At 44.7% G+C, this 26,842-nt stretch carries 25 protein-coding genes and 1 other annotated feature; of the genes, 7 read left to right on the top strand and 18 right to left on the bottom strand.

From position 1 onward, the window contains the following. Positions 1 to 53 precede the first annotated feature (53 nt). From lysS to xerD, 5 genes are all read right to left on the bottom strand, one after another. Positions 54 to 1,586 carry a lysine--tRNA ligase gene (lysS, locus tag ACTRWI_RS03430; RefSeq protein WP_063523367.1) on the bottom strand — a complete coding sequence of 511 codons (1,533 nt, stop codon included), beginning with the start codon at positions 1,584 to 1,586 and terminating at the stop codon, positions 54 to 56. Positions 1,587 to 1,637: 51 nt separating this feature from the next. Continuing rightward, a protein-coding gene (gene prfB / locus ACTRWI_RS03425) for a peptide chain release factor 2 (RefSeq protein WP_499129373.1) occupies positions 1,638 to 2,736 on the bottom strand; the annotation gives its coding sequence in 2 pieces (ribosomal slippage) (positions 1,638 to 2,660 and positions 2,662 to 2,736; 1,098 coding nt in all). Between the two features lie 236 nt (positions 2,737 to 2,972). Continuing rightward, complete coding sequence (gene recJ, locus ACTRWI_RS03420; protein WP_499129372.1) at positions 2,973 to 4,709, bottom strand: single-stranded-DNA-specific exonuclease RecJ; 1,737 nt, start codon at positions 4,707 to 4,709, stop codon at positions 2,973 to 2,975. Between the two features lie 113 nt (positions 4,710 to 4,822). Beyond that, positions 4,823 to 5,602, bottom strand: coding sequence for a thioredoxin fold domain-containing protein (locus tag ACTRWI_RS03415; RefSeq protein ID WP_499129371.1), 780 nt, complete (start codon positions 5,600 to 5,602; stop codon positions 4,823 to 4,825). Positions 5,603 to 5,628: 26 nt separating this feature from the next. After that, positions 5,629 to 6,543 carry a site-specific tyrosine recombinase XerD gene (gene xerD / locus ACTRWI_RS03410; RefSeq protein WP_499129370.1) on the bottom strand — a complete coding sequence of 305 codons (915 nt, stop codon included), beginning with the start codon at positions 6,541 to 6,543 and terminating at the stop codon, positions 5,629 to 5,631. A gap of 150 nt (positions 6,544 to 6,693) precedes the next feature. Between xerD and fldB the strand changes: the two genes are divergently transcribed. Next, on the top strand, positions 6,694 to 7,215 hold the full coding sequence (gene fldB, locus ACTRWI_RS03405; protein ID WP_499129369.1) for a flavodoxin FldB: 522 nt from the start codon (positions 6,694 to 6,696) through the stop codon (positions 7,213 to 7,215). Between the two features lie 122 nt (positions 7,216 to 7,337). Here the strand turns inward: fldB and brnQ are convergent, their stop codons facing one another. Continuing rightward, on the bottom strand, positions 7,338 to 8,651 hold the full coding sequence (gene brnQ / locus ACTRWI_RS03400) for a branched-chain amino acid transport system II carrier protein (RefSeq protein ID WP_499129368.1): 1,314 nt from the start codon (positions 8,649 to 8,651) through the stop codon (positions 7,338 to 7,340). Between the two features lie 314 nt (positions 8,652 to 8,965). Between brnQ and ACTRWI_RS03395 the strand changes: the two genes are divergently transcribed. Together ACTRWI_RS03395 and srmB are read left to right on the top strand one after the other, a co-directional pair. Next, positions 8,966 to 9,694, top strand: a complete 729-nt coding sequence (locus ACTRWI_RS03395) for a tRNA1(Val) (adenine(37)-N6)-methyltransferase (protein WP_499129367.1) — start codon at positions 8,966 to 8,968, stop codon at positions 9,692 to 9,694. A 106-nt stretch (positions 9,695 to 9,800) separates the two neighbouring features. Further along, a complete protein-coding gene (gene srmB, locus ACTRWI_RS03390) occupies positions 9,801 to 11,066 on the top strand; it encodes an ATP-dependent RNA helicase SrmB (RefSeq protein ID WP_128161970.1) in 1,266 nt (421 codons plus the stop codon). Between the two features lie 118 nt (positions 11,067 to 11,184). On the opposite strand, the gene yaaA is transcribed toward srmB, so the two are convergent. Beyond that, a complete protein-coding gene (gene yaaA / locus ACTRWI_RS03385) occupies positions 11,185 to 11,961 on the bottom strand; it encodes a peroxide stress protein YaaA (RefSeq protein ID WP_499129366.1) in 777 nt (258 codons plus the stop codon). Positions 11,962 to 12,184: 223 nt separating this feature from the next. Next, entirely contained in the window at positions 12,185 to 13,612 is a 1,428-nt protein-coding gene (locus ACTRWI_RS03380) for an alanine/glycine:cation symporter family protein (RefSeq protein WP_063523518.1), read from the bottom strand. 712 nt (positions 13,613 to 14,324) lie between these two features. Here ACTRWI_RS03380 and ACTRWI_RS03375 point away from each other — a divergent pair. Continuing rightward, entirely contained in the window at positions 14,325 to 14,513 is a 189-nt protein-coding gene (locus tag ACTRWI_RS03375; protein WP_499129365.1) for a DUF3545 family protein, read from the top strand. Positions 14,514 to 14,656: 143 nt separating this feature from the next. Here the strand turns inward: ACTRWI_RS03375 and ACTRWI_RS03370 are convergent, their stop codons facing one another. From ACTRWI_RS03370 to nfo, 4 genes are all read right to left on the bottom strand, one after another. Next, positions 14,657 to 14,920 carry a hemerythrin domain-containing protein gene (locus ACTRWI_RS03370; protein WP_499129364.1) on the bottom strand — a complete coding sequence of 88 codons (264 nt, stop codon included), beginning with the start codon at positions 14,918 to 14,920 and terminating at the stop codon, positions 14,657 to 14,659. 284 nt (positions 14,921 to 15,204) lie between these two features. Then, positions 15,205 to 15,885, bottom strand: coding sequence for a uracil-DNA glycosylase (ung, locus tag ACTRWI_RS03365; RefSeq protein WP_499129363.1), 681 nt, complete (start codon positions 15,883 to 15,885; stop codon positions 15,205 to 15,207). 151 nt (positions 15,886 to 16,036) lie between these two features. Next, a complete protein-coding gene (locus ACTRWI_RS03360) occupies positions 16,037 to 16,183 on the bottom strand; it encodes a hypothetical protein (RefSeq protein ID WP_499129362.1) in 147 nt (48 codons plus the stop codon). A gap of 106 nt (positions 16,184 to 16,289) precedes the next feature. After that, positions 16,290 to 17,198, bottom strand: a complete 909-nt coding sequence (nfo, locus tag ACTRWI_RS03355) for a deoxyribonuclease IV (protein WP_499129361.1) — start codon at positions 17,196 to 17,198, stop codon at positions 16,290 to 16,292. A 326-nt stretch (positions 17,199 to 17,524) separates the two neighbouring features. Between nfo and grcA the strand changes: the two genes are divergently transcribed. Continuing rightward, on the top strand, positions 17,525 to 17,902 hold the full coding sequence (gene grcA, locus ACTRWI_RS03350) for an autonomous glycyl radical cofactor GrcA (RefSeq protein WP_499129360.1): 378 nt from the start codon (positions 17,525 to 17,527) through the stop codon (positions 17,900 to 17,902). Positions 17,903 to 17,996: 94 nt separating this feature from the next. On the opposite strand, the gene ACTRWI_RS03345 is transcribed toward grcA, so the two are convergent. From ACTRWI_RS03345 to thrA, 4 genes are all read right to left on the bottom strand, one after another. Continuing rightward, positions 17,997 to 18,656 (bottom strand): NADPH-dependent FMN reductase, encoded by a 660-nt coding sequence (locus ACTRWI_RS03345; protein WP_499129359.1) that lies wholly within the window; start codon positions 18,654 to 18,656, stop codon positions 17,997 to 17,999. Between the two features lie 176 nt (positions 18,657 to 18,832). Further along, on the bottom strand, positions 18,833 to 20,119 hold the full coding sequence (gene thrC / locus ACTRWI_RS03340; protein ID WP_499129358.1) for a threonine synthase: 1,287 nt from the start codon (positions 20,117 to 20,119) through the stop codon (positions 18,833 to 18,835). Next, entirely contained in the window at positions 20,116 to 21,072 is a 957-nt protein-coding gene (gene thrB, locus ACTRWI_RS03335; RefSeq protein ID WP_499129380.1) for a homoserine kinase, read from the bottom strand. The genes thrC and thrB overlap by 4 nt, the downstream gene beginning before the upstream one ends. A 17-nt stretch (positions 21,073 to 21,089) precedes the next feature. After that, complete coding sequence (gene thrA / locus ACTRWI_RS03330) at positions 21,090 to 23,549, bottom strand: bifunctional aspartate kinase/homoserine dehydrogenase I (protein WP_499129357.1); 2,460 nt, start codon at positions 23,547 to 23,549, stop codon at positions 21,090 to 21,092. Positions 23,550 to 23,578: 29 nt separating this feature from the next. Then, positions 23,579 to 23,697, bottom strand: a sequence feature (Thr leader region). A gap of 302 nt (positions 23,698 to 23,999) precedes the next feature. Between thrA and ACTRWI_RS03325 the strand changes: the two genes are divergently transcribed. Beyond that, a complete protein-coding gene (locus tag ACTRWI_RS03325; protein WP_499129355.1) occupies positions 24,000 to 24,458 on the top strand; it encodes a hypothetical protein in 459 nt (152 codons plus the stop codon). A gap of 28 nt (positions 24,459 to 24,486) precedes the next feature. Here the strand turns inward: ACTRWI_RS03325 and ACTRWI_RS03320 are convergent, their stop codons facing one another. Further along, positions 24,487 to 24,972: a putative 4-hydroxy-4-methyl-2-oxoglutarate aldolase gene (locus ACTRWI_RS03320; protein WP_008224339.1), complete on the bottom strand. Its 486-nt coding sequence runs from the start codon at positions 24,970 to 24,972 to the stop codon at positions 24,487 to 24,489. 577 nt (positions 24,973 to 25,549) lie between these two features. On the opposite strand from ACTRWI_RS03320, the gene arcA reads away from it, so the two are divergent. Next, positions 25,550 to 26,266, top strand: coding sequence for a two-component system response regulator ArcA (gene arcA / locus ACTRWI_RS03315; RefSeq protein WP_004741534.1), 717 nt, complete (start codon positions 25,550 to 25,552; stop codon positions 26,264 to 26,266). A 126-nt stretch (positions 26,267 to 26,392) separates the two neighbouring features. Here arcA and ACTRWI_RS03310 read toward each other — a convergent pair whose 3' ends face one another. Further along, positions 26,393 to 26,836: a hypothetical protein gene (locus ACTRWI_RS03310; RefSeq protein ID WP_499129348.1), complete on the bottom strand. Its 444-nt coding sequence runs from the start codon at positions 26,834 to 26,836 to the stop codon at positions 26,393 to 26,395. Positions 26,837 to 26,842: the final 6 nt, after the last annotated feature.

Genomic DNA, 26,842 nt, shown 5'->3' with positions numbered 1-26,842 from the left:
CACCCGAAGGTGGCTTTTTATTGGATTGGGTTGCGGTAACCCTTAAGCGATAATTACGCTTGTGGGCGCATTGCCGGGAACAAGATCACGTCACGGATTGTGTGCGTGTTTGTAAATAGCATTGCTAGACGGTCGATACCGATACCTTGACCTGCTGTTGGCGGTAAGCCGTGCTCAAGTGCTGTGATGTAGTCTGCGTCGTAGTACATTGCTTCATCATCGCCTGCGTCTTTCGCGTTAACTTGCGCTTTGAACCGCTCGTCTTGGTCTTCTGCATCGTTAAGCTCAGAGAAGCCGTTTGCTACTTCACGGCCACCGATGAAGAACTCAAAACGGTCTGTGAAGAACGGGTTGTCATCGCTACGACGAGCTAGAGGAGAGATGTCCGCTGGGTAACCAGTGATGAACGTTGGTTGAATTAGCTGAGGCTCAGCCGTTTCACCAAAGATCTCTTCTAGAAGCTGACCACATGTCCAGAATGTCTCTACTTCAACGTGTACAGATTTCGCGATTGCTACCATCTTCTCACGGTCTTGTAGGTCTTCTTCTGTTAGCGCTTGGATCTCAGCGTGCTCAGGGTTGTAGTGTTTGATTGCTTCAAACATGCTCATGCGAGCGTACTTACCACCAAACTCTACTGTCTCGTCACCGTAAGGCATCGAAGTTGAACCAAGAACGTCCATAGCCGCAGTGCTTAGCATCTCTTCTGTTAGATCCATCAGGTCTTTGTAGTCAGAGTACGCTTGGTAGAATTCCATCATTGTAAATTCTGGGTTGTGACGTGGCGATAGACCTTCGTTACGGAAGTTACGGTTGATCTCGAATACACGGTCAAAACCACCCACTACTAGACGCTTCAGGTAAAGCTCAGGAGCAACACGTAGGTACATGTCGATGTCTAGTGCATTGTGGTGTGTGATGAATGGACGTGCTGTTGCACCACCAGGGATCACGTGCATCATTGGCGTTTCAACTTCTAGGTAGCCTTTTGAGCTCATGAAGTTACGGATTGAAGAAACTAGCTTAGAACGTACGATGAATGCGTTGCGAGAGTCTTCGTTCACGATTAGGTCAACGTAACGCTGACGGTAACGCATTTCTTGGTCAGTTAGACCGTGGAACTTTTCTGGTAGAGGGCGAAGTGCTTTAGTCAGCAGTTCAAACTCTTCCATGTTCACGTAAAGGTCGCCTTTACCTGACTTGTGAAGTGCACCTTTAACACCGATGATGTCACCGATATCAAGGCCTTGGTACTGCTCTTTAAGTACTTTTTGTACGTCTTTTGCTGCGTATGCTTGGATACGGCCAGACGTTTCTTGAATCGCTAGGAATGGACCACGCTTAGCCATTACACGACCGGCAATAGCAACAACGTGGTTTAGCTCTTCTAGTTCTTCTTTAGTCTTTTCACCGAATTCCGCTTGAAGGTCGCCAGCTAGATGCTCACGACGGAAGTCATTTGGGTGGCCGTTTGCTTTGCAGCTCTTGCGGATATGATCCAGCTTGGCACGACGCTCAGCAATTAGCTTATTCTCTTCAGGTAAAGAGCCTTCTTGTGCGTTTTCGTTTTGAACAGCATCAGTCATTTTCGATGTATCCTGTCTTTCTTTATGAAAATAGTTTTGTCGGTGAAAAGCTTATAAACCTGATTTCAGGCTAGCTTCGATAAATTTATCTAGGTCGCCATCAAGAACCGCTTGAGTATTGCGGTTTTCAATGCCAGTGCGTAAATCTTTGATACGAGAATCATCCAGTACGTAAGAGCGGATTTGGCTGCCCCAACCGATGTCTGATTTGGTATCTTCGTTCGCTTGTTTTTCAGCATTTTGTTTTTGAATCTCAAGCTCAAAAAGCTTAGCACGAAGCTGCTTCATCGCTTGATCTTTGTTCTTATGCTGCGAACGGTCATTCTGACATTGAACCACTGTGTTGGTAGGAACGTGAGTAATACGTACCGCAGACTCAGTGGTGTTTACGTGCTGACCACCAGCGCCAGAAGCACGGTATACGTCGATACGTAAGTCAGAAGGGTTAATATCAATCGTAATGTTGTCATCAATCTCTGGGTAGATAAACGCAGAAGCAAATGATGTATGACGGCGGCCACTTGAATCAAATGGTGATTTACGAACTAGACGATGAACACCTGTCTCTGTTCGTAACCAACCGTACGCGTACTCACCAGAGATACGTACTGTTGCACCTTTCAAACCAGCAACTTCACCTTCAGATACTTCGATAACTTCCGTTTTGAAGCCCTTCGCTTCCGCCCAACGCAAGTACATGCGTAGCATCATTGAAGTCCAGTCTTGTGCTTCAGTACCACCAGAACCCGACTGTAGATCGATATAACAATCTGAAGCGTCATGCTCACCAGAGAACATACGACGGAACTCAAGTTTACCTAGCTTAGCTTCAAGATCCGCTAGTTCTGGTTCAATTTCGTCGAACGTTTCTTGATCTTCTTCTTCAACCGCTAGCTCTAGTAGGCCATCAACATCCTCAACCCCTTGATCAAGTTGGTCAATCGTTTCTACTACCGCTTCCAGTGCAGAACGCTCTTTACCTAGCGCTTGAGCACGCTCAGGTTCGTTCCATACATCCGGTTGTTCTAATTCTGCGTTTACTTCTTCTAGACGCTCTTTCTTTGCGTCATAGTCAAAGGTACCCCCTCAGGATATTTGTGCGCTCAGACACATCCTGTAGACGGTTTTTTATGGGATTGATTTCAAACATTTTAGCTCATCATTTATGAGTAGAATTTAACCGGAGAATTGTACTCAAAAGTGTGACGGAGATACAGAAATTTTTAGAGGGCAAACCAATATTCAGTCACTTACAACAATATAAAGTTTTAAGCTCAGAAATTATTACAATTTAGGCATAAGGTAGAGGCAAAACAAGCTCGGAATTCGGCGCCGAGCTTGTTATTTGAATAGTACGATAAAAGCCGTAATCTCGGTGAAAAGCGGCTATTTTGCTTCGATGTGGTCAACCATTAACTGCAATGACTGGTTACCACGAAATTCGTTAATATCCAGCTTGTAGGCAAGATTCACGGTTTTTACTGAAGCATCTGGCCAGCGACGTAAATCAACATTGAAAGCGATGCCGTCGATCATCACATTAGTTGGGTGGCCTTTGTATAATGGCTCTAACATCAACTTGAGGTGTTTTTCACCCACCAGCTTTTGGTGCAACACTTTAAACTCACCATCAAAGATAGGCTCAGGGAATGCTTGTCCCCAAGGACCACCCGCGCGCAGCGTTTCAGCTGTGTGCATAGAGAACTCTTCAGGTAACAACTCACCGTCAGACAAGATGATGCCCTTAAGTGCCGTTTCTCCGAGTTCTTGTTTCACTACATCGTTGAACAGTTTACTAAAGCGTTCAAAGTCTTTTTCCATGATCGTTAAGCCTGCCGCCATTGCGTGACCACCAAACTTAAGAATCAAACCAGGGTTTTGAGTGTCGATACGGTCTAGCGCATCGCGCATGTGCAAACCCGGAATCGAGCGGCAAGAGCCTTTAATGCTCCCTTCTCCACCATCGGCGAACGCAATCACAGGACGATGGTATTTGTCTTTGATACGCGAAGCCAAAATACCAATCACACCTTGGTGCCAATCACGCTGGAATAGTGCCAAACCAGAAGGCAGGTCGTCTTTACTAAACTCAAGGCGCTCACAGAAAGCCATCGCTTCTTGTTTCATGCCCTCTTCGATCTCTTTACGAGTCTGGTTCAAACCATCAAGCTCACTCGCCATACGACGTGCAGCGTGGATGTTGTTGCTCATTAGCAGCTCAACACCAAACGACATGTCATCAAGTCGACCTGCGGCATTGATACGAGGGCCCAATGCAAAACCAAAATCAGAAGCGACCAAGCGTTTCGCATCTCGATTGGCAATCTCAATCAAGGCTTGAATACCCGGACGAGCTTTACCCGCTCGAATACGTTGCAAGCCTTGATGCACCAAAATTCGATTGTTTTCATCAAGTGGCACCACGTCCGCAACCGTACCTAAAGCGACAAGGTCAATCAGCTCCATCAACTTAGGCTCTGTCATGCCACGTTCAGCAAACCAATTTAGTTTTCGCATGTGAACACAAAGTGCCATCATCAGGTAGAAAGCCACGCCAACACCAGCGAGCGCTTTAGACGGAAATGCACAGCTCTCTAGATTCGGGTTCACCATCGCATCAACCATAGGCAATTCACTGCCCGGTAAGTGATGATCTGTGACCAGAACTTCTAGTCCTTTCTCTTTGGCAAAACGTACCCCTTCAATCGAAGAGACACCGTTATCAACCGTCATGATCACTTCCGCCCCAATCTCGATTGCTTGCTCTACCACTTCAGGGCTGAGGCCGTAGCCATCTTCAAAACGGTTTGGTACGAGGTAATCAACATTTGAACTGCCAAGCATTCGCAGTGCAAGTACCGACAACGCAGAGCTGGTTGCACCATCGGCATCAAAGTCGCCAACAACAATAATGCGCTTTTGGTGCTGAATCGCGTTAAACAACAATTCAACGGCAGCATCAATGCCGTCCAGTTTCTGATAGGAGTGTAAGCCTTTCGCTGCAGTCTCAAGTTGGTCTGCACTGTTGACTCCGCGGCTCACATAGATGCGTTTTAACAGATCTGGTAAATGAGCAGGCAAAACGGAAATGTCGACCTCAGGACGGCGTTGAATCTCTATCATATAAAAATGGGCCTGATATCAATCAGGCCACTCCTTAAATCAAAAACATGGGAATAAATAAGTAATATAGTCGCCATATTGACTGATGACGACGGTGACAGCTCTGCTAGAGACTACTGCTCTAGACGCTGAAGCAGCTGTGCTGGCGGTAAGTAACCACTCACCAACTCACCGCTTGCCAATACGATAGCAGGGGTACCATTAATACCAAGCTCACGGCCTAGTTGGTACTGCTTAGCGATGATCTGTTTCTTCTCTTCAAGGACTTTACTTGATGCTGGCATCTTACGCTCTACCTTAGCATTGTGCATTGCGGCTTTTGGATCGTCAGAAGCCCAGATAGCTGCCATTTGGTCTGCTACTTGGCCAGTACCACCTTGACGTGGGTATGCCATGTAACGCACCGTGATACCTAGGTCATTGTAGCCCTGCATCTGGCTGTGTAGACGAACACAATAACCACAAGTGATGTCAGTAAACACAGTCACAACATACTTTTCGTTGTCTGCTTTGTATTCGATAACTGTATCAGACAGTGCCGCTACTTTCTCAGCATTGATAGGCGCTTGACGCTCTGCCAATACATCGCTGAATTTGCCGTTCTCATCCAGAGAGTAAAGTGTACCCGCTAGAAAATGATCGCCCGCTGGAGATGAGAAGATAATGCCACTGTTGGTTTGAATCTCTAGAAGACCATCAATATCCGAAGGAACAATCTTGTTGACCTTGATGCCGATTTTTTCAAAACGCTTGGTTAGCGCTGCGGCATCAATATCTTGAGCTGAAGCAACCTCTGCAGCTGTTGTGGTTTGTTCGACTTTCGCTTCTGATGCATTACATGCAGTGATCATCAGCGGTAGCGCTAATAGAGGAAGACGGCGTAATACGCTCATTAAGTTCACCTTAAAAATAAATGGATTTAAGCACGTGGGTGATGCTGAGTATGAATTTGTTTCAGCCTTTCGGTCGCCACGTGAGTATAAATTTGGGTTGTCGATAAGTCACTATGCCCAAGCAACATCTGTACGACCCTAAGATCGGCACCATAGTTCAGTAAATGGGTAGCAAAAGCGTGTCTTAAAACGTGCGGGGACAGCAATTCTGTGTCAATTCCCGCGACAACGGCGTAATGCTTAATACGATACCAGAACGTCTGACGGGTCATTTGCTTAGCTCGCTTACTTGGAAAAACCACATCTGAGCTGTTTTCACCAAGCAGTTGCGGACGTCCTTGATCGATAAAACTCTCAATCCAATCCACAGCGTTTTCGCCCATTGGCACCAAGCGCTCTTTACCGCCTTTACCAATAACACGCACCACGCCCTGTCTTAGACTGATGTTTTCCATCGTTAGACTAACCAGCTCCGTAACGCGCAAACCGGTTGCATATAGTAACTCAAGCATCGCCTTATCGCGAAGTTCAATCGGGTCATTCGGGTCGGGAGCATCGAGCAAAGCATCCACTTGCTCTTCACTTAGGTCTTTTGGTAGACGTTGTGGCAGCTTAGGGCTGATCAACAACGCACTCGGATCATCGGCTCTGACTTTCTCACGATGCAGGTATTGGAACAAACGACGAATCGCCGACAACATACGTGCACGGGAAGTCTGCTTAAAATCCGCATCAACCAACCAGCTTTGGTAGTCCTGTAACCCAGAGAGACTAATAAAGTCGAGGCGATAATTATTCTGTTCCATCCACGTTAGTAGCTTGGATAAATCAGTACGGTACGAGACAAGAGTATTCTCTGATAACCCTCGCTCCATCCACATAGCATCTAAAAACTGCTCAACTAGACCGTGGTCTGCGCTCTGCCCTTGAGGCGACTGCATAGTGTAACTCACAATATTGGAAACTGTTTTGAGAGTATGCCAGAGCAAATATGAATACCATAAAAATTACACCTTTAGTGGATAATCGCTGCAATCGAAGTCGATTTATGGTTAGAATTCGCCATCTGAAATTAAAATCGAACGTTTGCTATGAAAATTGGATTATTTTACGGCTCAACCACCTGCTACACAGAAATGGCAGCAGAAAAAATTCGCGGCATTATTGGTGAAGACCTAGTTGATATCCATAACGTGAAAGAAACTCCGCTTTCATTAATGGCAGACTACGACCTATTACTTCTGGGTATTTCTACGTGGGACTTTGGCGAAATCCAAGAAGATTGGAATGAGCTTTGGGACGATATCGCGACGACACCAGTAAAAGGTAAGGTTGTGGCACTGTTTGGCTTAGGTGACCAAGAGGGTTACGGCGAGTGGTTCTTGGATGCAATGGGTCTACTGCATGACGAATTAAAAACTGCCGGAGCTCAATTTGTTGGCTTCTGGCCAAACGACGACAGCTACGAATTCGAAGCGTCTAAAGCGCTCACCGAAGACCAATCACAGTTCGTCGGCTTGGCGCTTGATGAAGACTCACAATATGAGCTGAGCGACGAGCGTATCACGAGCTGGGTTGAACAAGTTCTGGTTGAGTACAGCGAGAAGCTGTAAGTAGATAAGCTCTCCACAAGCTGTTCAGTTCAAAACAGACAGAATACAAAAAGGCCTCACTACTGCGAAGTAATGAGGCCTTTCTATGTCATCCAGAATAACTACCTAATCTCAATCAGAGATTAAACCGTCTCTTCTGCCATCTCTTGCTCTGCTGACTTACCAACAAAGAACATACAGATGATTGCTGCAGCAGTTGGCAGTAACCAACCCATGCCGATCTCGAACAGAGGAAGCATCTTCAGTGCTGATACATCAACACCCGCTACTTTCGCACCATCGATAAGAGCGAACAGTAGTGACACTAATACCACAACGCGATACGCTACTTTTGGATTAGGGAAACGGCTACGCAAGAAGGTCAGAGCTACCAATGCAATTGCTACTGGGTACAGCGTAAACAACACAGGAACAGACAGAGAAATAAGCTGAGAAAGACCAACGTTCGCTACCGTTGCACAAGCAACACCGTTGATGATTACCCAAGTCTTGTAAGACAGCGGCGTTAGTGAACTGAAGTACTCAGAACACGCAGACACAAGGCCAATCGCTGTTGTTAGACACGCTAGCAGTACGATAACAGAAAGTACTAGCTGACCTGAAGGACCAAAAAGTGATTGAACGTATAGGCTAAGTATCACACCGCCATTGTCAGCACCCGCTGCTACTGTTGCGCTTGTTGCGCCCAGGTAGAACAGAGAAATGTAAACGAATGCTAGACCCGCCGCTGCAATGCAACCTGCGCTAATTAGATACTTAGTCGTCGCTGCACGGTCAGTGATGCCTTTGCTGCGGATAGAGTCCACAATCAGCATACCAAACATCAGTGAAGCAAAAGTATCCATGGTGTTGTAACCTTCAAGGAAACCTTTCGTTAATGGCTGAGTGATGTATTCACCGTGAGCACTAAGAATATCGCCCTGAGGGTTAACAAATACAGCAACCGCCAGTACCACTAAACCGATGAAAAGTGCTGGTGTTAGAACCTTGCCGATAACGTCAATTAGCTTACCTTGAGACCATGAGAAGAACATGGCAACCACAAAAAATGCGATAGAAAAGAATGTTAGGTGAGCTTGAGAGGCATCGATGAAGAACGGTTTCACCGCCATCTCATAAGCAACAAGGCCGGTACGTGGTGCAGCAAATGCCGGACCAATGATAATAAAGATCAACACAGCCATGATAATCGCTGCTTTCTTAGGAAGATCTTTAGTGAGATGATCCCAAGAACCACCCGCCAGTGCAACGGCTACGATAGTGATTAACGGCAGACCAACGGCAGTCAGCAGGAAACCAGACATCGCTGGAAGAAAATGATCACCAGCCAATTGGCCAGCTAGAGGTGGGAAGATGATGTTACCCGCCCCCAAGAAAAACGCAAAAAGCATAAAGCCCAATGCCATTATATCTGTTAGTTTTAGACTCTGTTTCACAGATAATCCTTAATTATATTTATGAATTTGTGTTGTGCTTACGTGAATATTACAGCGAAAAGCTGCTACTCAATCTATAAAATAGTCGCGCATAATGACGAAACACTTGGCTAGCTGCAAGTCACCACACAAAAACACCATATAAATTTGCATATATCGACCAAAAGCAGTCGATTACACTGGATATGGAAAAATAGCCATAATTATCAACTAACCACAATCCACAACAATAAATCATCAATCAGAACATCAATTCACACATTTTATTAACAATAGTGCTATTCACTTAAAATATCTCGACACTCAGAACATTCATGAAAGGCAAAATCGTGCAGACTAAAAGCTTCAATTTTAAGCAATTCTCAATTTATGGTGGGCAAAGCGGTATGCCAGTCAGTACCGATGGTGTACTACTTGGCGCGTGGGTGAGCCTTGCACCTAAGTCATCAGTACTCGATATTGGGACAGGCACTGGACTTTTGGCTTTGATGGTCGCGCAGCGCTTTGCTGACATATCGATCTCCGCGATCGATATTGAACCACACGCGATTGAGGCTGCGACCATTAATATTGAGCAGTCGCCATGGCAAGATCGCATCACTCTGCATGATAGCAGTGTACTCACCACCGACTTTCCGAAAAAGTTTGACTCAATAATCTGCAACCCACCCTACTTCAACTCAGGAGAGCAGTCACAGCAGAGCCAAAGGGCAACAGCCAGACATACCGATAGCTTGGATCACCTGCAACTTGCTAAGCGATGTTTCGAGATCACAACCGAAACTGCAACGGCCAGTTTTATATTGCCAACGCCTGAGGGAGAAGGTTTCATCAAGCTTGCTAAACAGTGCGGTTGGTACTTAGCCAAGCGTCTTGATGTCAAAACCACAGACAAGAAACCCGCAAGTCGAATTCTTTTTGAGTTATCGAAAGATCCTGAATGCGAGCAAGATTTGCAGTGTGAATCGCTCACCATTCATCATCAAGGTGGTTATAGCGAGGCATTTATCGCACTTACCAAAGATTTTTATCTCAAGATGTAGCAAATACCATGTGATCCTAATCACTAATGCTTCTATAATGTCCGACTACTCTTTTTATCGTCTGCTTTTTGAGGCAGAAACATTTATTGCTTGTGGAGAAACAACAGTGATCAGAACCTTTGCAGAACTCGATCTAAACCAAGAGCTGCTTAAAGCAATTGACGAAATGGGCTACGAACGCCCAACACAGATACAAGCTGAAGCAATCCCACAAGCGTTAGATGGAAGAGACGTTTTGGCATCTGCGCCAACAGGTACAGGTAAAACAGCATCATTCGTACTGCCAGCACTGCAGTACCTTCAGGATTTCCCTCGTAAGAAAGCGGGCCCTGCTCGTATGCTTATCCTGACGCCAACGCGTGAGCTAGCAATGCAGATCACTGACCAAGCTCGTGAACTTGCGAAATACACTGCACTGAACATCTTCACCATCACAGGTGGTGTGATGTACCAAGAGCACGCAGACATTCTTGGCACTACCCAAGACATCGTTGTTGCGACTCCAGGCCGCCTAATGGAATACATCGAAGCTGAGCGCTTTGATTGTCGTGCAATTGAATGGCTGATCCTAGATGAAGCAGACCGCATGCTAGACATGGGCTTTGGTCCTGTTGTTGATCGCCTATCTGCAGAGTGTCGCTGGCGTAAGCAAACTTTACTTTTCTCAGCAACGCTAGAAGGTAAAGGTGTTGAAGGTTTCACTGAAGACCTACTGAACAACCCAGCAGAGATCGATGCAAAATCATCACTACGTGAACGTAAAAAGATTACTCAGTGGTACCATCGTGCAGACACAGCAGAGCATAAACTCGAGCTGCTAAAACACATCATTACTAAAGAAGCTGAGCGTAGTATCGTCTTCTTAAAGACTCGTGAGCGCTTAGGTGACCTGCGCGCACTACTAGAGAGCGCTCAGATTCCATGTGCTTGGATTCAAGGCGAGATGCCTCAAGACCGTCGTAACAATGCGATTGCTCGTTTCCGTGATGGCACTGTAAACGTACTGCTAGCAACTGACGTAGCGGCTCGTGGTATCGACCTTCCAGATGTAAGCCACGTAATTAACTACGACATGCCACGCACGGCTGATGTTTACCTACACCGAATTGGCCGTACCGCTCGTGCAGGTAAAAAAGGTAATGCGGTTTCTCTAATCGAAGCGCACGATCAATTAATGATTGAACGCGTTGCTCGTTACACCAAAGAAGCAATCAAAGAGCGCTTCGTTGAAGGCATGCGCCCAACGCACAAGAAAGCCGCTGTAACGAAGAAAAAGAAACCAAAGAAAGAAGATAAGAAAGCAGTAGAGAAGCAGAAGCTCGCGAAGAAGAAAAAAATCGCGAAGAAAAAGAAAGCTGCAAAGAAAAAGTAATCTGCTAACTTGCTAACTTCTGAATGATTCAACAAAAAGCCCCATGCAGCGAACTGCATGGGGCTTTTCTATATCTAGTTGGTATCTAGCGTAAACTTGTACCTTGAATAAACAACGTCTAGTTTTGCTCTTCACGCTTGAAGACTAGCTCTTTCGCGTTCGACTCTTCTTTTACGAAGTAGTAACCCGCAGTATCAAATTTAGTCAGAGCTTCAATTGAGTCTACTTTGTTCTCAATGATGTAGCGGGCCATCATGCCACGCGCCTTTTTCGCGTAGAAACTGATCACCTTGTATTGACCATTCTTACAGTCTTTGAATACCGGCGTAATCACTTGGCCATCCAAGTTCTTTGGTTTTACCGCTTTGAAGTACTCGTTAGATGCTAGATTGATCAACACATTGTCACCTTGAGCGTTCAAAGCTTCATTCAACTTATCTGTGATGATGTTGCCCCAGAACTGGTATAAGTTAGTACCACGAGCATTCGCTAAACGCGTGCCCATCTCTAGACGGTAAGGTTGCATCAAATCAAGTGGCTTTAGTAAGCCGTAAAGACCAGAAAGCATACGCAAGTGATTTTGTGCATAGTCAAAATCTTCATTCGACAGAGTTTCAGCGTCTAGGCCTGTGTATACATCACCTTTGAAGGCCAGGATAGCTTGACGTGCATTCTCTTGGGTAAAAGTTTCGCTCCACTGCTCAAAGCGCGCTACGTTCAACCCTGCGATCTTATCGCTCACTTTCATCAATGCAGAGACATCTGCTGGTGTCAGCTTGCGGCACTCTTCAATCAGTTCAGCAGAGTGTTCAACAAACTCAGGCTGACTAAAGCGTTCTGTCGCTAATGGTGATTCGTAATCAAGTGTTTTGGCTGGAGACACAACAACTAACATAACTTTACCCTAATCGGTTATCTAACTGGATGCTGCTAGAGTATAGAAAAAACATCAACTTGTCTTTATGACTCTTCCTATTACTTTGATAGATGATTCTAACCACCCACTTTCAATCACCAAAAGCCGCTGAGAATGAAAACGCAGGCAAAGAAAAAGGCTAAGGTCGAAACCTTAGCCTTTGCAATCGTTTTAGGATGAGCGCTTTATCGCTCCAACAAGATTACTTCTTGTTGTTGTCCCAAATACCATCTTCCAGTTGAGACTTAAGCTCAGGAAAGTCATTTGCATCAAATGTCGGTACTTTACCCGCGTCAAGTTGGCGGTTGTAGTCCTTCGCTAGCTTAATAACGATACCTGACAGCAAGATAATCGCCACCAAGTTAACAATCGCCATTAGACCCATCGATACGTCAGCCAGTGCCCATACCGTAGGTAGCGTTGCTAGAGAACCAAACATAACCATACCCAGAACAATAATACGGAATAGCACTAGGCCTTTCTTGTTGTTGTGCTCTAGGAAAATCAGGTTCGTTTCAGCGTACGAGTAGTTTGCAATGATTGAAGTGAAAGCGAAGAAGAAAATCGCTACCGCTACAAAGATGCCGCCCCAAGAGCCCACTTGTGCTGTTAGTGCACGTTGAGTCAGCTCGATACCTGTTACTTCACCGTGTGGTACATACTCACCAGACATCAGGATGATTGCTACTGTTGCAGAACAGATAACGATCGTATCCATGAATACACCTAGCATTTGTACATAACCTTGTGATGCAGGGTGCGGTGGGTAAGGCGTAGCAGAAGCTGCTGCGTTTGGCGCAGAACCCATACCCGCTTCGTTCGAGAATAGACCACGTTTGATACCGTTAATCATCGCTTGTGCAATTGCGTAACCTAGCCCACCCGCAGCCGCTTCTTGCAGGCCGAATGCGCTCTTGAAGATAAGAGCGATCACTTCAGGCACTCTCTCAATGTTCGCAAACATGATGAACAGCGCAATAGCAAGGTAAGCCAATGCCATGATTGGAACAATGATTTCTGCTGTACGTGCGATCTTCCGGATACCACCGAAGATAACGAATGCAGAGATAATTACGATACCAACACCAGTGTAGCTGCGTTCAAAGTCAAACGCTGTATTCATTGCACTTGCGATTGCATTCGCTTGAACCGCGTTGAATACAAGACCGAATGCGATAATTAGGAAGATAGAGAATAGAACCCCCATCCAACGCATGCCTAGGCCTTTCTCCATGTAGTATGCAGGGCCACCACGGTAGTTACCGTCGTTATCGCGTGTTTTGTATAGCTGTGCTAGCGTACTTTCTGCAAAAGATGTTGCCATACCTAGCATTGCAATTAGCCACATCCAGAAGATAGCACCAGGGCCACCAGCGGTAAGTGCTACAGCAACACCTGCCATGTTACCCGTACCAACACGAGCAGCAAGACTAGTACAAAGAGCTTGGAAAGAAGAGATACCAGCACTGTCTGCTTTGCGGCTGTTCTTTAGAACAGAGAACATGTGGCCGAAATGGCGGAATTGAATGAAGCCTAGTCGTACGGTGAAGTAGATACCCACACCAACCAGTAAATAAACTAAGATAGATCCCCAAAGGAGATCGTTCATCAAATTGATTAAGTCTGTCACGTGAACCTCGTAATTGAGTTTAAGCACCGATCATGCTTCCAAGCTTTCCTCTAGATCACCAATGCCAGTGTCAATAGTTGTATCGGCATTCGTTTTATATTTATTTGTTGCGATCTAGATTGTAAATGTCGCTTCATGCATCCATTTTACATATCGGTGTATTTTTTGACGGGCGGATAATGCAGCGAGATGATCTAAAAATCAATATGCAAATTCATTTATATCAAAATGACATTTCACTAATATCACACCTTTTGTTAACACAATTTTCAACAATCCAGCCCAATAAAAGTCACATTATCGGGACATCCTATCAACATCCACAGTCGCCCTACCTCGACAAGAACAGCATCCCATAAAAATGACTCCAGCCTAGGTTTTACAAGGTATAGTGAAGTTCTGCGTTTTTTTCTAGGACGATAAGATGACTCTCCAATAAAGCGTGATACGCAGTTAAATGTGTTGTCGATAAAGTGCTATTCCTTTCGCACAATGAATTAACATTCAACAACCTGTAATTTAATCGTTTACTTCGGTTTGTTTGCTCGCTTTTTGAACACAAAAATCACCACAATGTGTGAGCATGCATAAAAAATGAGAACAAAACCTTCATGGATTTGAAACAAATGAGAAACAAATCAAGGTTATTGTGAGCCTAATTATGATATTAAATAGTTCGTAAGAACGAGTCCCACGGAAGGAGATATGGCTTATGGATAACTTTCAATTCGATGAAATATCAGAACTAGAAGTGCCACGCTCAACTCAGAAAACACGCTCTAAACCACTCAAGCGTAAGTGGCGTGAAATTGAGGCAATCAATGACCGTAGACAGCTTGAGAAAGAGCTGCGAGAGATGAACCTAGGACTTGATTTCAGCTTTGACGATATAAAGCTTTAATCAGCACGATAAGAAAACAGATAGCAAAAGGCACCTATGAAGGTGCCTTTTTTATTTAATCAAGTGACATTTCAACCTAAAAACCACTTTATATACCTTTAATAAAGAGGGCCCTCTTCTATGAAGAAAGCAATATCGAGGTACTAAACACACTCTTGTTCATTTTGTCGCACGCGAGCAGCAAGTTGACGATACTGATCAGCAATCGTATCTCCAAACACAGGAGCATCTTCTGGCTGAAGCCATTGCGATTCAACTTTTTGCCAATCCTTCACCGTAAATGCTGCGATGATCATTGGTAGTAGCTGCTTCTCTTCATACTCCATGTGCTTTCGTTGCGCTTTCACAAAGGATTCAAGCTGGTCGATAAACACCTGTTGCGGTACCACCGCATCTTGGAGAATCATATCGACAACGCCGAGAAAGTTAGCCGTTTTCTCAGATAACAACTGATGTTCTAGCTCTAGGTCTTCAACCGCTTGAACACTACCATATTGCTTCAGGTAATAGCGATAAATGACGTCTCTTTAAGGTGATGAACCACCTCAGCGATCAGGCTATAGTTTATCTCTCGCTCCTGCTTTAGCAGCTCTAACTTATTGTTGAGTATTGCACCCCATTAAACCTACTATTTATAAGTGTATAAAGAGATGCCGAGTTATAACCTGAACTTGCTCGGAAAATAACCAACCTAAACTTCTGCCGGTAGGCGCCAGTCGATAGGTTGCAGATCCATAGAAGAAAGCAGTTTATTGGCCGTTGAAAAATGCTGACAGCCAAAGAAACCGCGACGTGCTGATAGCGGCGAAGGATGAGGCGCGGCTAACACATGGTGCTTCTGGGTATCAATTGCTTGGCCTTTCTTCTGGGCATGCGCACCCCATAATAAGAAAATGATCGGCTCAGAGCGCTGGTTTAGTTCAGCAATGATCGCATCAGTAAAGGTTTCCCAGCCACATTTGGCATGTGAGTGTGCTTGTGCCTCTTCTACTGTCAAAACAGTATTCAACATCAACACCCCTTGTGATGCCCAAGCTTCAAGGTAGCCATGGTTAGGCGCTTCAAAATCTTCGATATCTTGTGCCAGTTCTTTGTACATGTTGCGTAAAGAAGGCGGGATTTTAACGCCGGGCAATACAGAGAAAGCTAAACCGTGTGCTTGATTAGCTCCGTGATAAGGATCTTGCCCTAGGATCACGACTCGCACAGACTCAAAGGGCGTCATATCAAAAGCGCTGAATACCTGCTCCTGAGGTGGGTAGATGGTTTTCCCACTATTACGTTGCTGTTCGACATAAGCGAGAACACTTTGAAAGTACTCTTTTTCACGTTCGTCATTAATAATGGAGTCCCAGGTCTTTGGTACGCTCATCGTTTTACTTCCCAATCATCAAGGTTTCTAGGCTTCGCCGGACAAAAAATAGCTGTATAAGCTAATGGTCCTAAATAAGGATCTAGTTATACCTCATACAGCTATCAATAAACATGATGTGTAGGGTTCATTCGTTGATAAATCATAATAATCAGTTCAAGTTGTGTTGATCTCGATTAACCGCTTTTCTGTTGAGTACGATGATGCCCATGGCTATGCACGTGGCGATTTGGCGCAGGTAAGGGAGCGCTGCATGGATAGTTGAAGACGTTCTTGGGGTATGAGTTTTAGAATACATAATGGCACCCTCCTCTATAAAACAGTGATCTACATATTCACTTAATGGCTATAAAAAAAGATGCCAGTTTCAACAAAACGGAGAAAATTAATTTTCCTCTCTATTATTACGCTTCGCTATTCTCAACCTTTGCTGCGCGGTGAAACATTCTAAGTTTTTGAATTTCCTCTTTCCAAATCGTTGAATCAATCGTTTCTAAGATAAGAGGGATACCATTTAAGCGAGAATCTGAGGCAATATACTCGAAACAATCCCAGCCAATTTCACCTTTTCCTAAAGAATGGTGTCTATCAACTCGGCTCGCGAACTCAGCCTTTGAATCATTGATGTGCATTGCTCTGAGATAGTGCATACCTACGATGCGGTCGAACTCAGCAAAAGTGTGCTCGCAAGCCTCTTTTGTTCTTAGGTCATAGCCCGCTGTAAAGGTATGACAAGTATCCAAACATACACCAACACGCGATTTATCTTCCACCTGATCAATGATCTCAGCGAGATGCTCGAACTTCCAGCCTAAGTTAGTGCCTTGACCTGAAGTGTTCTCAATCACCGCAATCACATCAGGAACCGCTTGATGAGCGAGGTTGATCGACTCAGCGATCTTAGCCAAGCATTCACTTTCTGAGATTTTCTTTAAATGACTCCCAGGATGAAAATTTAGTAGCGTTAGACCAAGCTGATTACAACGCTCCATTTCGTCAATAAAGGCAGCGCGCGATTTCTCTAGCTTTTCTTCTTCTGGTGCGCCGAGGTTAATCAAGTAGGAGTCGTGAGGAAGAATGTGCTCCGCTGAAAAGCCTAACATCTTACAGTTGGCTTTGAAGGCGCTAATGGTTTTGGCTTCTAACGGCTTTGCTGCCCATTGTCTTTGGTTTTTAATAAACAGTGCGAACGCATTAGCACCTATCTCTCGAGCTCTCATTGGAGCCTGATCAACACCACCAGCGGCCGACACATGAGCACCAATAAACTTAATATTTGTTTCAGGTTTTGACGATGAAATTTTGTTTGTCATTAAATCACTTCACACTTTCAGAATGCATCATAAATAAAGGGCCCTATCGATTACCGCTCAATAAAAGCGCAACAAATGTGGTAAATTTACAACAAATTTAACCGTTAAATATTTTTTATGCTTTACAATATTTTGTAATCAGATTGTTTTAAAAGGTTTTATTGATTTACCTCAAAATAGTTACCTTTTAAAAACATGGTTTTTGGTTGTTTTTTGACTTAAGTCAACATTAACCTCACAGGTATTAGGTATATATTAACCCAGCTCAATAAAAATCGAAAGTTAACACCATAATCAAACCACATTCAGTGGACTAGGAGATAGTTATGATCCAAGGTATTCAAATTACTAAAGCAGCAAACGACGACCTACTAAACTCAATCTGGCTACTAGACAGCGAAAAGAATGAAGCTCGTTGTGTTGCAGCTACTGCTGGTTTCGAAGCTGACCAAGTTATCCCAGCTGCAGACCTAGGTGAATACGAGAGCCGTGAAGTTGCTATCGAAAAAGCACCACGTATCGAAGGTGGTCAACACCTGAACGTTAACGTTCTTAAGCGTGAAACACTAGAAGACGCAGTTGCTCACCCAGAGAACTACCCACAGCTAACTATCCGTGTATCGGGTTATGCTGTACGTTTCAACTCTCTAACAACTGAACAGCAACGTGACGTTATCGCACGTACGTTCACTGAGTCCCTATAATCTCAGAACTAGAGTGTTAAAGATTTAAAAAGCTTGCTCAGAAATGGCCAAGCTTTTTTCGTTTTTATGCTGCTCACATTTATCTATACACTGATTATGGCGCATTTCGTTGAGAAGGATCTTTAGTGAAGGCTTTTGCTAACGTCGTTGGATCCACCTTATCTCTCTGTAACGCTGCACCTTGCGCCCACCACATCAACTGATGGAAAGTTCGGTTCATATATTCATCCCATTGAGCTTGCTCTGACTCTTGGGCAATACACCCCTCTTCATCAAAGACCTCTTGTGCTTTAGGTAGATGAATCATCGCAGAAACCGGCAAACAACCGAGTTCAGATAAGAAGGTACGCATCGAAACCGACGCTCTTGCCCCGCCCCACTGCCCCGCAGAATACGTCACAATCGCACTCGGCTTATACGAAAATAGCGAGCTACCAAAATGATTAAGAATATTGGCCAATGCCGGGCTCATTGAATGATTGTACTCTGGGCTTACCATCACGTAGCCATCAGCTTTGGCAATCTTCTCCGCTAACTCAGCAAGATGTGCAGGTACTTTGGATCGATGGTAAGAAAATTCAGGTTTAAACACCTCGCCAAAGTCGTAATCCAGTGGGTCGATAATCTCAACCGTATGCTCAGAGTGTTTATCCGTTAGTAGTTTTGCACACGCCTTACTGACTCTCATTCCTAATCGAGCAGGTCTTGGCGGTGTACTCTCACGTACAGAGCCAAGGAAAATCAAAAAATTCATACTATCCCTTTCCGATGAGCTTGGGTTAAATCTATTAACCAGATAAACCATTTAACCTTAAGAGATGACCTAAATAAAGTTAACTTGATAAACTATCGGGCAATAAAAAAGGTGAATGATTGCTCATTCACCTTTCTTGTTATGGCCAAGAATCTACTGCTTTTATCTATAACAGGTTACGCAGGTTGAACACGACGAAGTACTGCTTTTAGCGCTTCAAAATCGTTATCTAAATCTTCAGACAATAGCTCCATCGTAGCATGTTTCGCTAACGGGCCTGGTAATTCAATATCTGAACCTAGGATATCGTCGACCACTTCTTTGAACTTAGCAGGGTGAGCTGTACATAGGAACAAGCCTGTTTCACCCTCTTGCAACTGTTCATCCAATAGACGGTAAGCGATAGCACCATGTGGTTCACACAGGTAGCCTTGCGCTTTTAGGTCACGTACTGATTCTGCGCTCTGCTCATCAGATACTTTTCCTTTACCCAGAGTATCTAAGCCCCAACCTTTCAATTGGCAAAGCTCTTCGATACGAGGCCAGTTGTTTGGTTGGCTCACGTCCATCGCGTTCGATGTTGTCGCAACCGTCGGCTTTGGAGCCCATTCACCGGTTTCTAGGTAGCGTGGAACTGTGTCATTTTCATTGGTAGCGGCAATGAAACGCTTCACTGGCAGGCCAAGCGCTTTCGCTAATAGACCCGCAGTTAGGTTACCGAAGTTACCACTTGGTACAGAAACAACCAGGTTTTCACGCTGCTCTTTGGTTAGCTGAGAAGCTGCTTCAAAGTAGTAACAGATCTGAGCCATCAGGCGGCTGATGTTGATAGAGTTTGCTGAGTTAAGACCAATCTCTTCACGCAGAGCTGCATCATCAAATGCATCTTTTACTAGCGCCTGACAAGCGTCAAAGTCGCCATCAATCGCTACCGTGTGGATGTTCTTGCCCAGCGTACAGAATAGCTTCTCTTGTAGCGGGCTGATCTTGCCTTTCGGGTAAAGAATTACAACGTTGATGTCTTCCATGCCGTAGAAAGCATGTGCAACTGCTGCACCAGTATCACCTGATGTTGCTGTCAAAATTGTGATTTGACCACCATTTGAAACTGCCGCTAGAGATTGCGCCATGAAGCGGCCACCAAAATCTTTAAACGCCAGTGTTGGGCCATGGAAAAGTTCAAGTGCGCAAACACCATCTTTTACTTGTTTGATTGGCGCAGGGAATTGGAACGCTGCATCCACCATTTGATCGATCTGCTCTTTCGGTAGTTCATCACCGATAAGTGCCGACAAAATCTTTGAGCTACGAGGGACAAAACCCTCTGCTAGCAGCGCATCGATATCATCAAACTTTGGCAGTTCAGATGGGAAAAATAGACCTTGATTACGACCTAAGCCTTGACGAACGGCTTGGCCAAAAGAGACCTGTTCATCATTTTCTTTGATGTTGTACAGTTTCATAACTCACTTCCTGTAACGATCGAACCTTGCTTATCTAGGCGACAAACGTGAACGAATCCTTCTTCATTTTGTACGTAATTTTGTTCTAACCAGCGTGCAACACGTTCGGCGACATCTTGTTCTTTGCAAATGCTAAATAAAGTTGGGCCACTACCGGAAATACCAGTAGCCAATGCACCAGCCGACAACGCATATTTACGTGCGTCTGCAAACCCTGGAAGCAGTTTCTCACGATATGGTTCAGCGATCACGTCTTTGATCATCTTCGCTGCCAGTTCAGGTTGACCTGAGTGACACGCATGGATAAAGCCTGCTAAGTGACGACCATGCGCAATGATATCTTGGCGACGGTACTGTGACGGTAAGATCTCTCTGGCTTCTGCCGTTGAAACCTTAATGCCCGGATACGCCATTACCCAATACCAGTCATCAAAACATGGCACTTCTTGGCTAATGATGCCTAGCTCTTCAAGCATCAATTGCACACCGCCTAGGTAGCAAGGTGCTACGTTATCGTAGTGCACGCCGCCTGAAATTTTACCTTCCATTTCACCCATTAGGGCAAGCAGTTCAGTTTCATTCAGTGGCTGGTCATGAAAACGATTTAGCGCATCAAGCGCCGCTACGATTGAACATGCACTTGAACCTAAACCGGAACCGATAGGCATGTTCTTTTCTAGCGTCATTTCTAGTGTCTTAAGCGCAACGCCTTTTTTATCTAGCTCTCTAGAGAATACCACCCAACAGTCGTAGACGATGTTTTCCTTCGCTTCAGTTGGCAGCTTAGAAACAAAGCTGCCTGCTGTTTTAAGTGAGAATGGCTCATCACCTGCTTTAACCAAAACTCGGTCACCCAGTAGTGTGCCATCCACAGGAGACACGGCGGCGCCCAGTACGTCAAAGCCTACACTGACATTACCGATTGATGCAGGAGCATAAACGACAACATCCATATCACTTGAACTCATTCCTAAACTCCTAATTTCCAACCAAGAGTACGCATCACATCAGAGAATACGCCTGCTGCTGTTACTTCAGTGCCGGCACCGTAGCCGCGAAGAACAAGTGGGATTGGTTGGTAGTAACGGCTGTAGAATGCTAGCGCGTTCTCGCCATCTTTAATCTTGAACATTGGGTCGTCGCCATCAACAGCTGCGATACGAACCTTACACTTACCTTCCGCGATCTCACCAACATAACGAAGTACTTTACCTTCTTCTGCTGCGATAGCTGATTGCTCTTGGAAGTAAGCGTCCGCTTCAGGTAAGCGAGCCATAAACTCTTCAACCGTACCTGAATCATCAAAACCTGGTGGTAGAGCTTGGTCCACTTCTACATCTTCAAGCTCAAGTGCCATGCCAGCTTCACGAGCAAGGATAAGCAGCTTACGCGCCACATCCATACCAGATAGATCATCACGTGGGTCAGGCTCTGTGAAGCCGTTGTCTTTAGCGATATTAGTTGCTTGGCTTAGCGTCATGCCTTCATCAAGCTTACCGAAGATGTAAGAAAGAGAACCAGACAGAATGCCATTGAATTTCTCAAGCTCATCACCTGCAGAGATTAGATTCTGTAGGTTTTCGATTACTGGTAGACCTGCGCCTACGGTTGTCTCGTACATCAGCTTGCGACGTGAGTTACGTGCAACTTCACGCAGCTGATGGTAGTAAGACATGCTTGCTGTGTTTGCTTTCTTGTTCGGTGTGACTACGTGGAAGCCTGCTGCTAGGAAGTCAGCATACTGCGCGGCAATATCTTCGCTAGACGTACAATCAACCAATACTGGATTGATGATGTGGTTACGTTGAACAAGAGCCGCTAAACGAGCTAGACTGAACTCTTCAGTCGCGCTCGACATGCGATTACGCCACTGTTCTAATGGTAGGCCTTCACTATCTAGCAATAAGCCTTTGCTGTTGGCTAAACCACATACGCGGATCACGATGCCTTTTTCAGCTAGTTTGCCCTGCTGACGTTGGATCTGGTCAACAAGTTCACCACCAACACCGCCAACACCAACAACGAATACATCAAGGAAGTGCTTAGAGTTAAATAGGTTCTCGTGACACGCTTTGATTGCTTCTGAAATTTTGTCTTCAGGGATAACCGCCGAGATAGCGCGCTCAGATGAACCTTGTGCAATCGCTACAATGTTAACGTTCACTTCAGCTAAAGAAGAGAAGAACTGAGAAGCAACGCCACGTGAAGTACGCATGCCATCGCCCACCAGCGTCACGATAGCAACGTCGTCCATGAACTCAACTGGCTCTAAAAGGCCATCTTTCAATTCAAGTTCAAACGCCTCTGATAGCACTTGCTTAGCTTTTAACTTGTCAGCCGATTCGATACAGAAGCTGATGCTGTACTCAGAAGACGATTGAGTAATAAGGACAATAGACACGCCAGCTGAAGACATCGCGCCGAATACACGGCTCGCCATACCAACCATGCCTTTCATGCCTGGGCCAGATACGTTAACCATTGTTAGGTCACTTAGCGTCGTAATACCTTTGATCGCTAGGTTATCTTCACCAGTGTCTTGACCAATAAGTGTGCCCGCCCCCTGAGGGTTAAAGCTGTTTTTGATCAGGCAAGGAATATGGAATTGTGCGATAGGCGCGATGGTTTTAGGGTGTAGAACTGAAGCACCGAAATAAGAAAGCTCCATCGCTTCTTGGTAGCTCAATGACTTAAGCAGACGAGCATCATCAACTAAGCGCGGGTCACAGTTGTAAACACCATCGACATCAGTCCAGATTTCACAGCAATCAGCACGTAGACACGCCGCTAACACAGCTGCGGAGTAGTCAGAGCCATTACGACCAAGCGTGACTAGCTCACCTTTCTCATTGCCAGCAGTAAAGCCAGGCATGATGTTAACGTGGCCTTTCGGAAGTGGAGACTGTTGGAAGTTCTGAGTAGAGACATCCACATCGACCATAGCTTCTAGGTGATCACCTTTAGCATATAGGTATTGAACAGGGTCAATCAGGCTAGCAGGTTGGCCTTTCGCTTTCAGTACCGCTTTCATTAACTGGATAGAGATTCGCTCACCTTTACTGATGATGCGAGCATTGACGTGATTCGGACACATACCAAGTAGGTTGATGCCATTCACGAACTGCTTTAACTGAGTAAGAGAAGTATCGACCTGATCTTGAAACGCTGAACCATCAATAGAAGGCACAACCGTTTTGATCTCTGCAAACAGAGCATTAAATGAAGATTCGATCTCTGTAATTTGTGCTTCAGCTTCACCATTTTTCAGTGCAGCTTCGATAACAGCGACCAACTTATTGGTTGTTTTTCCTGGAGCCGATAGTACAACGGCTAGCTCTTCTTGCTGGGCATTATTAGCGATGATATCAGCCGCTCGTAAAAAACGATCTGCATCAGCTAATGATGAACCTCCAAACTTTAAAACGCGCATCCCTTTCTCCATAAGTCATAAAAATGGTACAAAAAAAGGCCTGTATCTTGTTGGATACAGGCCTTTTTTTTAAAATCCGTTACTTAGCAGCCTGCCCCAACAATGTTAATGTCGGTAATAATAATGGTTGTGGTCATTACTAGGTGGCTTACGTGCTGCATATCAAATTCTCTGCTTGTGCTTTACTCTACGTGTATCAATTTTTACCACTAGACGTCAATAAAAAGTTGCGTTTTTTTACATTCGAAGCATTTTTCAGAGCAAACCGTCATTTCAGTGATAAAACATCCAGTGCGCACCGACAATTCGAAGATGCAGTTTGACAAACGAACATAAAAGCAACCAGCATCATATTAAGCCATATCGATTGTTAAGCAAACACACAAGAACTGTGCTTTAATTGAACGATAACGTTCAAAGAACAACAATAAATCACATCAGGAGTGGGAAGTGAAGAGATTACTTATTCTTCTAGCCTTTGCTATGCCTGTTGTTTGTTCAGCGAATAGCTTGCCCTTATTACCTGGTCAGATTGATCGTTCAGCACACAAATTCTTTATCTCATCCCAAAATGCATCCAACGAGAGTTTCGATACATGGAAAGTCGACAGCGGCTACGCCTATAGCTTATTTGACGATGTGGATCTTTATGTCGGTACGCGGATCAACAGTGCATCATTGAAACACGAAAATGGATTCTTGAGCGGTGTCAGTTACCAATTCTCAGAAAGGATCTCTTTCAACAGTTCTCTTCATACCTATAAAAATGAAACCGAAGAGAATGAGAAGTCGGTCGCAGCTGAAGTATCGAGCCGAGTACAACTGACAGATAACTTGGATTTGCATGCCACCCTTGATTACGAAGAGTGGCAGCAAGGTGTCGAAGTAGGATTAGGATTTCGCTTCTAATCCAATAAGCTTCATATAGCTAAATAATCTAAGATTCGAGCAGCAGCTCAGATGAAATTAATACACCATTCCAATCTGCATAAATGTAATCACCAGGCTGAATCAATTGGTTGTGCACTGTCAATGTTACATTCACTTGGCCCACACCTCGCTTCTCTGTTTTGAATGGTGATGCACCTAGCGCCTGAACACCCAAGTCCATTTGCGACATCATGCCAACATCACGCACAGCGCCGTTAACAATCACGCCCTCCCAACCATTTTCTATAGCAAGAATAGCGAGTTGATCGCCAAGAAGCGCTTTTTGACACGAACCATTTCCGTCGACAACCAACACTTTACCATTGCCGTCGGTCTCTAATACCTCACGAACCTTGGAATTATCGTGATAACAACGAACTGTTACAATTTTTCCCCAGAACGCACCACGTTGCCCGAAGTTCTGCAAAGGTAGGTTAAGTAGGGTGACTTTGCTTTCAAACTCGTCACACAAGTCAGGTGTTATATCGTGCATATATCCTCCATGAGTAAGGCAAACCTGTAAATCAAGCGAGCCCCTATGCTTTTATATTGTTATTAAAAATTATTCCTTTGTTTTCATTACTCTATGCTCAATCTAATACTGAATTAGGCTTGATTGAACATATATATCTACTAGAATCTAAAGACAGCTTTCGGCTTCCTTGGTTCATAATCAGTTCGTTAGCAGGCGAGATGTGGCCACTATCTCGAATAATCATTCTGGATTACCTGCTAAATAGTCACCATACCACTGGTTAAGTTGTAGCCATACTATTAAAGTTTGTTGCGATACGGTAATTGATGCAAATCAACAAAGTGAATTGAATTAACATTCTCGCGTTGTTAGCATGCTGTTAACATTATAGAATCCGGTGCAATCACTAAAAGAATGATTGAAAGGCGTACTGGATCTACGTTATTGGGCAATACTTCAAGGAAGGCAGATAGCTGGAAGTAAGTGTTTTTTTGAAAACTTTAAGTTATCATCAAAATACATTACCTGTATGTTATGTTTTTGCCTAGAATTTATTCTATTAGCACAGTTTCGTCACAAATTTAGGTACCGCCAAATGCAAACCCCGCAGATTCTTATCGTTGAAGATGAGCAAGTAACTCGTAACACTCTAAAGAGTATTTTTGAAGCAGAGGGATATGCTGTTTTTGAGGCTAGCGACGGTGAAGAGATGCACCAAGTGCTATCTGACAACCAAGTTAACCTTGTAATTATGGACATCAACCTTCCAGGTAAGAATGGCCTACTACTTGCGCGTGAACTACGTGAGCAAGCAAATGTAGCGCTTATGTTCTTAACTGGTCGTGATAATGAAGTTGATAAGATCCTAGGCCTAGAGATCGGCGCTGATGATTACATCACTAAGCCTTTCAACCCTCGTGAACTGACTATCCGTGCACGCAATCTTCTTAACCGTTCAATGAGCACAAGCTCTGTTCAAGAAGAGAAGCGCAGCGTTGAGAAGTACGAGTTCAACGGTTGGGTACTAGATATCAACAGCCGTTCCCTGGTTAGCCCAGACGGCGAAGGCTACAAGCTACCTCGTTCAGAGTTCCGTGCTCTACTTCACTTCTGTGAGAACCCAGGTAAGATCCAAACACGTGCAGACCTCCTTAAGAAGATGACAGGACGTGAGCTTAAGCCACACGATCGTACTGTAGACGTAACAATCCGTCGTATTCGTAAGCACTTTGAATCTGTTTCTGGCACACCAGAAATCATCGCAACGATTCACGGTGAAGGCTACCGCTTCTGTGGTGACCTAGAAGACTAATTAGATTGGCGTTTCTCATCGTTAAACACTGAGTGTTTTATTACAGTAGAAGCGCAATCAATAGTTATTAAAAAGGGAGAATGCCAACGCATTCTCCCTTTTTTTTTGTTCTGGATTCAATAAGGTTTAGTAAACCGTATCGACCTTAACGTCTTTCTCCACCAACCACTTCACCGTTTCACCGTCTTTCAGTTCAACCGCAACATCAACCGGCTTTTCGCTGTCGATCTCTAGCTGCCATACAAAAGCGACTTCCCACTGAGTCTCGCTGTGCGTTCTTAGATCAAGATCGTCAGCCGTAACTAACAAGGTATCTGCACCTTGCTTAACGGTCACACTCTCCACCGCCAGTGTTGCTGGCAGTTGTGAATCTGACTCTAGGTAAATAGCGCCATGCAGAGTCTTGTCTTGAGTCTCTCCGATCGCTGGCATCTTGTTGTGCCAAAGGTTGCTTTTCATTGTGACTGTCGCTGCAGATACTTCAACTTGGTTGTCCTGCTGCCACTCAACTTGTGGTGCAGCACAGCCCGCCAATGCCACTACACATGCGGCGAATGCTAATTTTTTCATTATTCT

Source organism: Pseudoalteromonas sp. G5_S1_14_S5, assembly GCF_054968605.1.
The sequence above is the reverse complement of the archived record's forward strand: the minus strand, read 5'-3'. Positions and strand labels throughout refer to the sequence as shown.

Excerpts from the sequence above, each read along its gene's own strand:
- lysS (WP_063523367.1), bottom strand. The coding sequence starts at position 1,586 with ATGACTGATGCTGTTCAAAACGAAAACGCACAAGAAGGCTCTTTACCT.
- recJ (WP_499129372.1), bottom strand. The coding sequence starts at position 4,709 with ATGATAGAGATTCAACGCCGTCCTGAGGTCGACATTTCCGTTTTGCCT.
- ACTRWI_RS03415 (WP_499129371.1), bottom strand. The coding sequence starts at position 5,602 with ATGAGCGTATTACGCCGTCTTCCTCTATTAGCGCTACCGCTGATGATC.
- xerD (WP_499129370.1), bottom strand. The coding sequence starts at position 6,543 with ATGCAGTCGCCTCAAGGGCAGAGCGCAGACCACGGTCTAGTTGAGCAG.
- fldB (WP_499129369.1), top strand. The coding sequence starts at position 6,694 with ATGAAAATTGGATTATTTTACGGCTCAACCACCTGCTACACAGAAATG.
- ACTRWI_RS03395 (WP_499129367.1), top strand. The coding sequence starts at position 8,966 with ATGAAAGGCAAAATCGTGCAGACTAAAAGCTTCAATTTTAAGCAATTC.
- yaaA (WP_499129366.1), bottom strand. The coding sequence starts at position 11,961 with ATGTTAGTTGTTGTGTCTCCAGCCAAAACACTTGATTACGAATCACCA.
- ACTRWI_RS03375 (WP_499129365.1), top strand. The coding sequence starts at position 14,325 with ATGGATAACTTTCAATTCGATGAAATATCAGAACTAGAAGTGCCACGC.
- ACTRWI_RS03370 (WP_499129364.1), bottom strand. The coding sequence starts at position 14,920 with ATGATTCTCCAAGATGCGGTGGTACCGCAACAGGTGTTTATCGACCAG.
- ung (WP_499129363.1), bottom strand. The coding sequence starts at position 15,885 with ATGAGCGTACCAAAGACCTGGGACTCCATTATTAATGACGAACGTGAA.
- ACTRWI_RS03360 (WP_499129362.1), bottom strand. The coding sequence starts at position 16,183 with ATGTATTCTAAAACTCATACCCCAAGAACGTCTTCAACTATCCATGCA.
- nfo (WP_499129361.1), bottom strand. The coding sequence starts at position 17,198 with ATGACAAACAAAATTTCATCGTCAAAACCTGAAACAAATATTAAGTTT.
- grcA (WP_499129360.1), top strand. The coding sequence starts at position 17,525 with ATGATCCAAGGTATTCAAATTACTAAAGCAGCAAACGACGACCTACTA.
- ACTRWI_RS03345 (WP_499129359.1), bottom strand. The coding sequence starts at position 18,656 with ATGAATTTTTTGATTTTCCTTGGCTCTGTACGTGAGAGTACACCGCCA.
- thrC (WP_499129358.1), bottom strand. The coding sequence starts at position 20,119 with ATGAAACTGTACAACATCAAAGAAAATGATGAACAGGTCTCTTTTGGC.
- thrB (WP_499129380.1), bottom strand. The coding sequence starts at position 21,072 with ATGGATGTTGTCGTTTATGCTCCTGCATCAATCGGTAATGTCAGTGTA.
- thrA (WP_499129357.1), bottom strand. The coding sequence starts at position 23,549 with ATGCGCGTTTTAAAGTTTGGAGGTTCATCATTAGCTGATGCAGATCGT.
- ACTRWI_RS03320 (WP_008224339.1), bottom strand. The coding sequence starts at position 24,972 with ATGCACGATATAACACCTGACTTGTGTGACGAGTTTGAAAGCAAAGTC.
- arcA (WP_004741534.1), top strand. The coding sequence starts at position 25,550 with ATGCAAACCCCGCAGATTCTTATCGTTGAAGATGAGCAAGTAACTCGT.
- ACTRWI_RS03310 (WP_499129348.1), bottom strand. The coding sequence starts at position 26,836 with ATGAAAAAATTAGCATTCGCCGCATGTGTAGTGGCATTGGCGGGCTGT.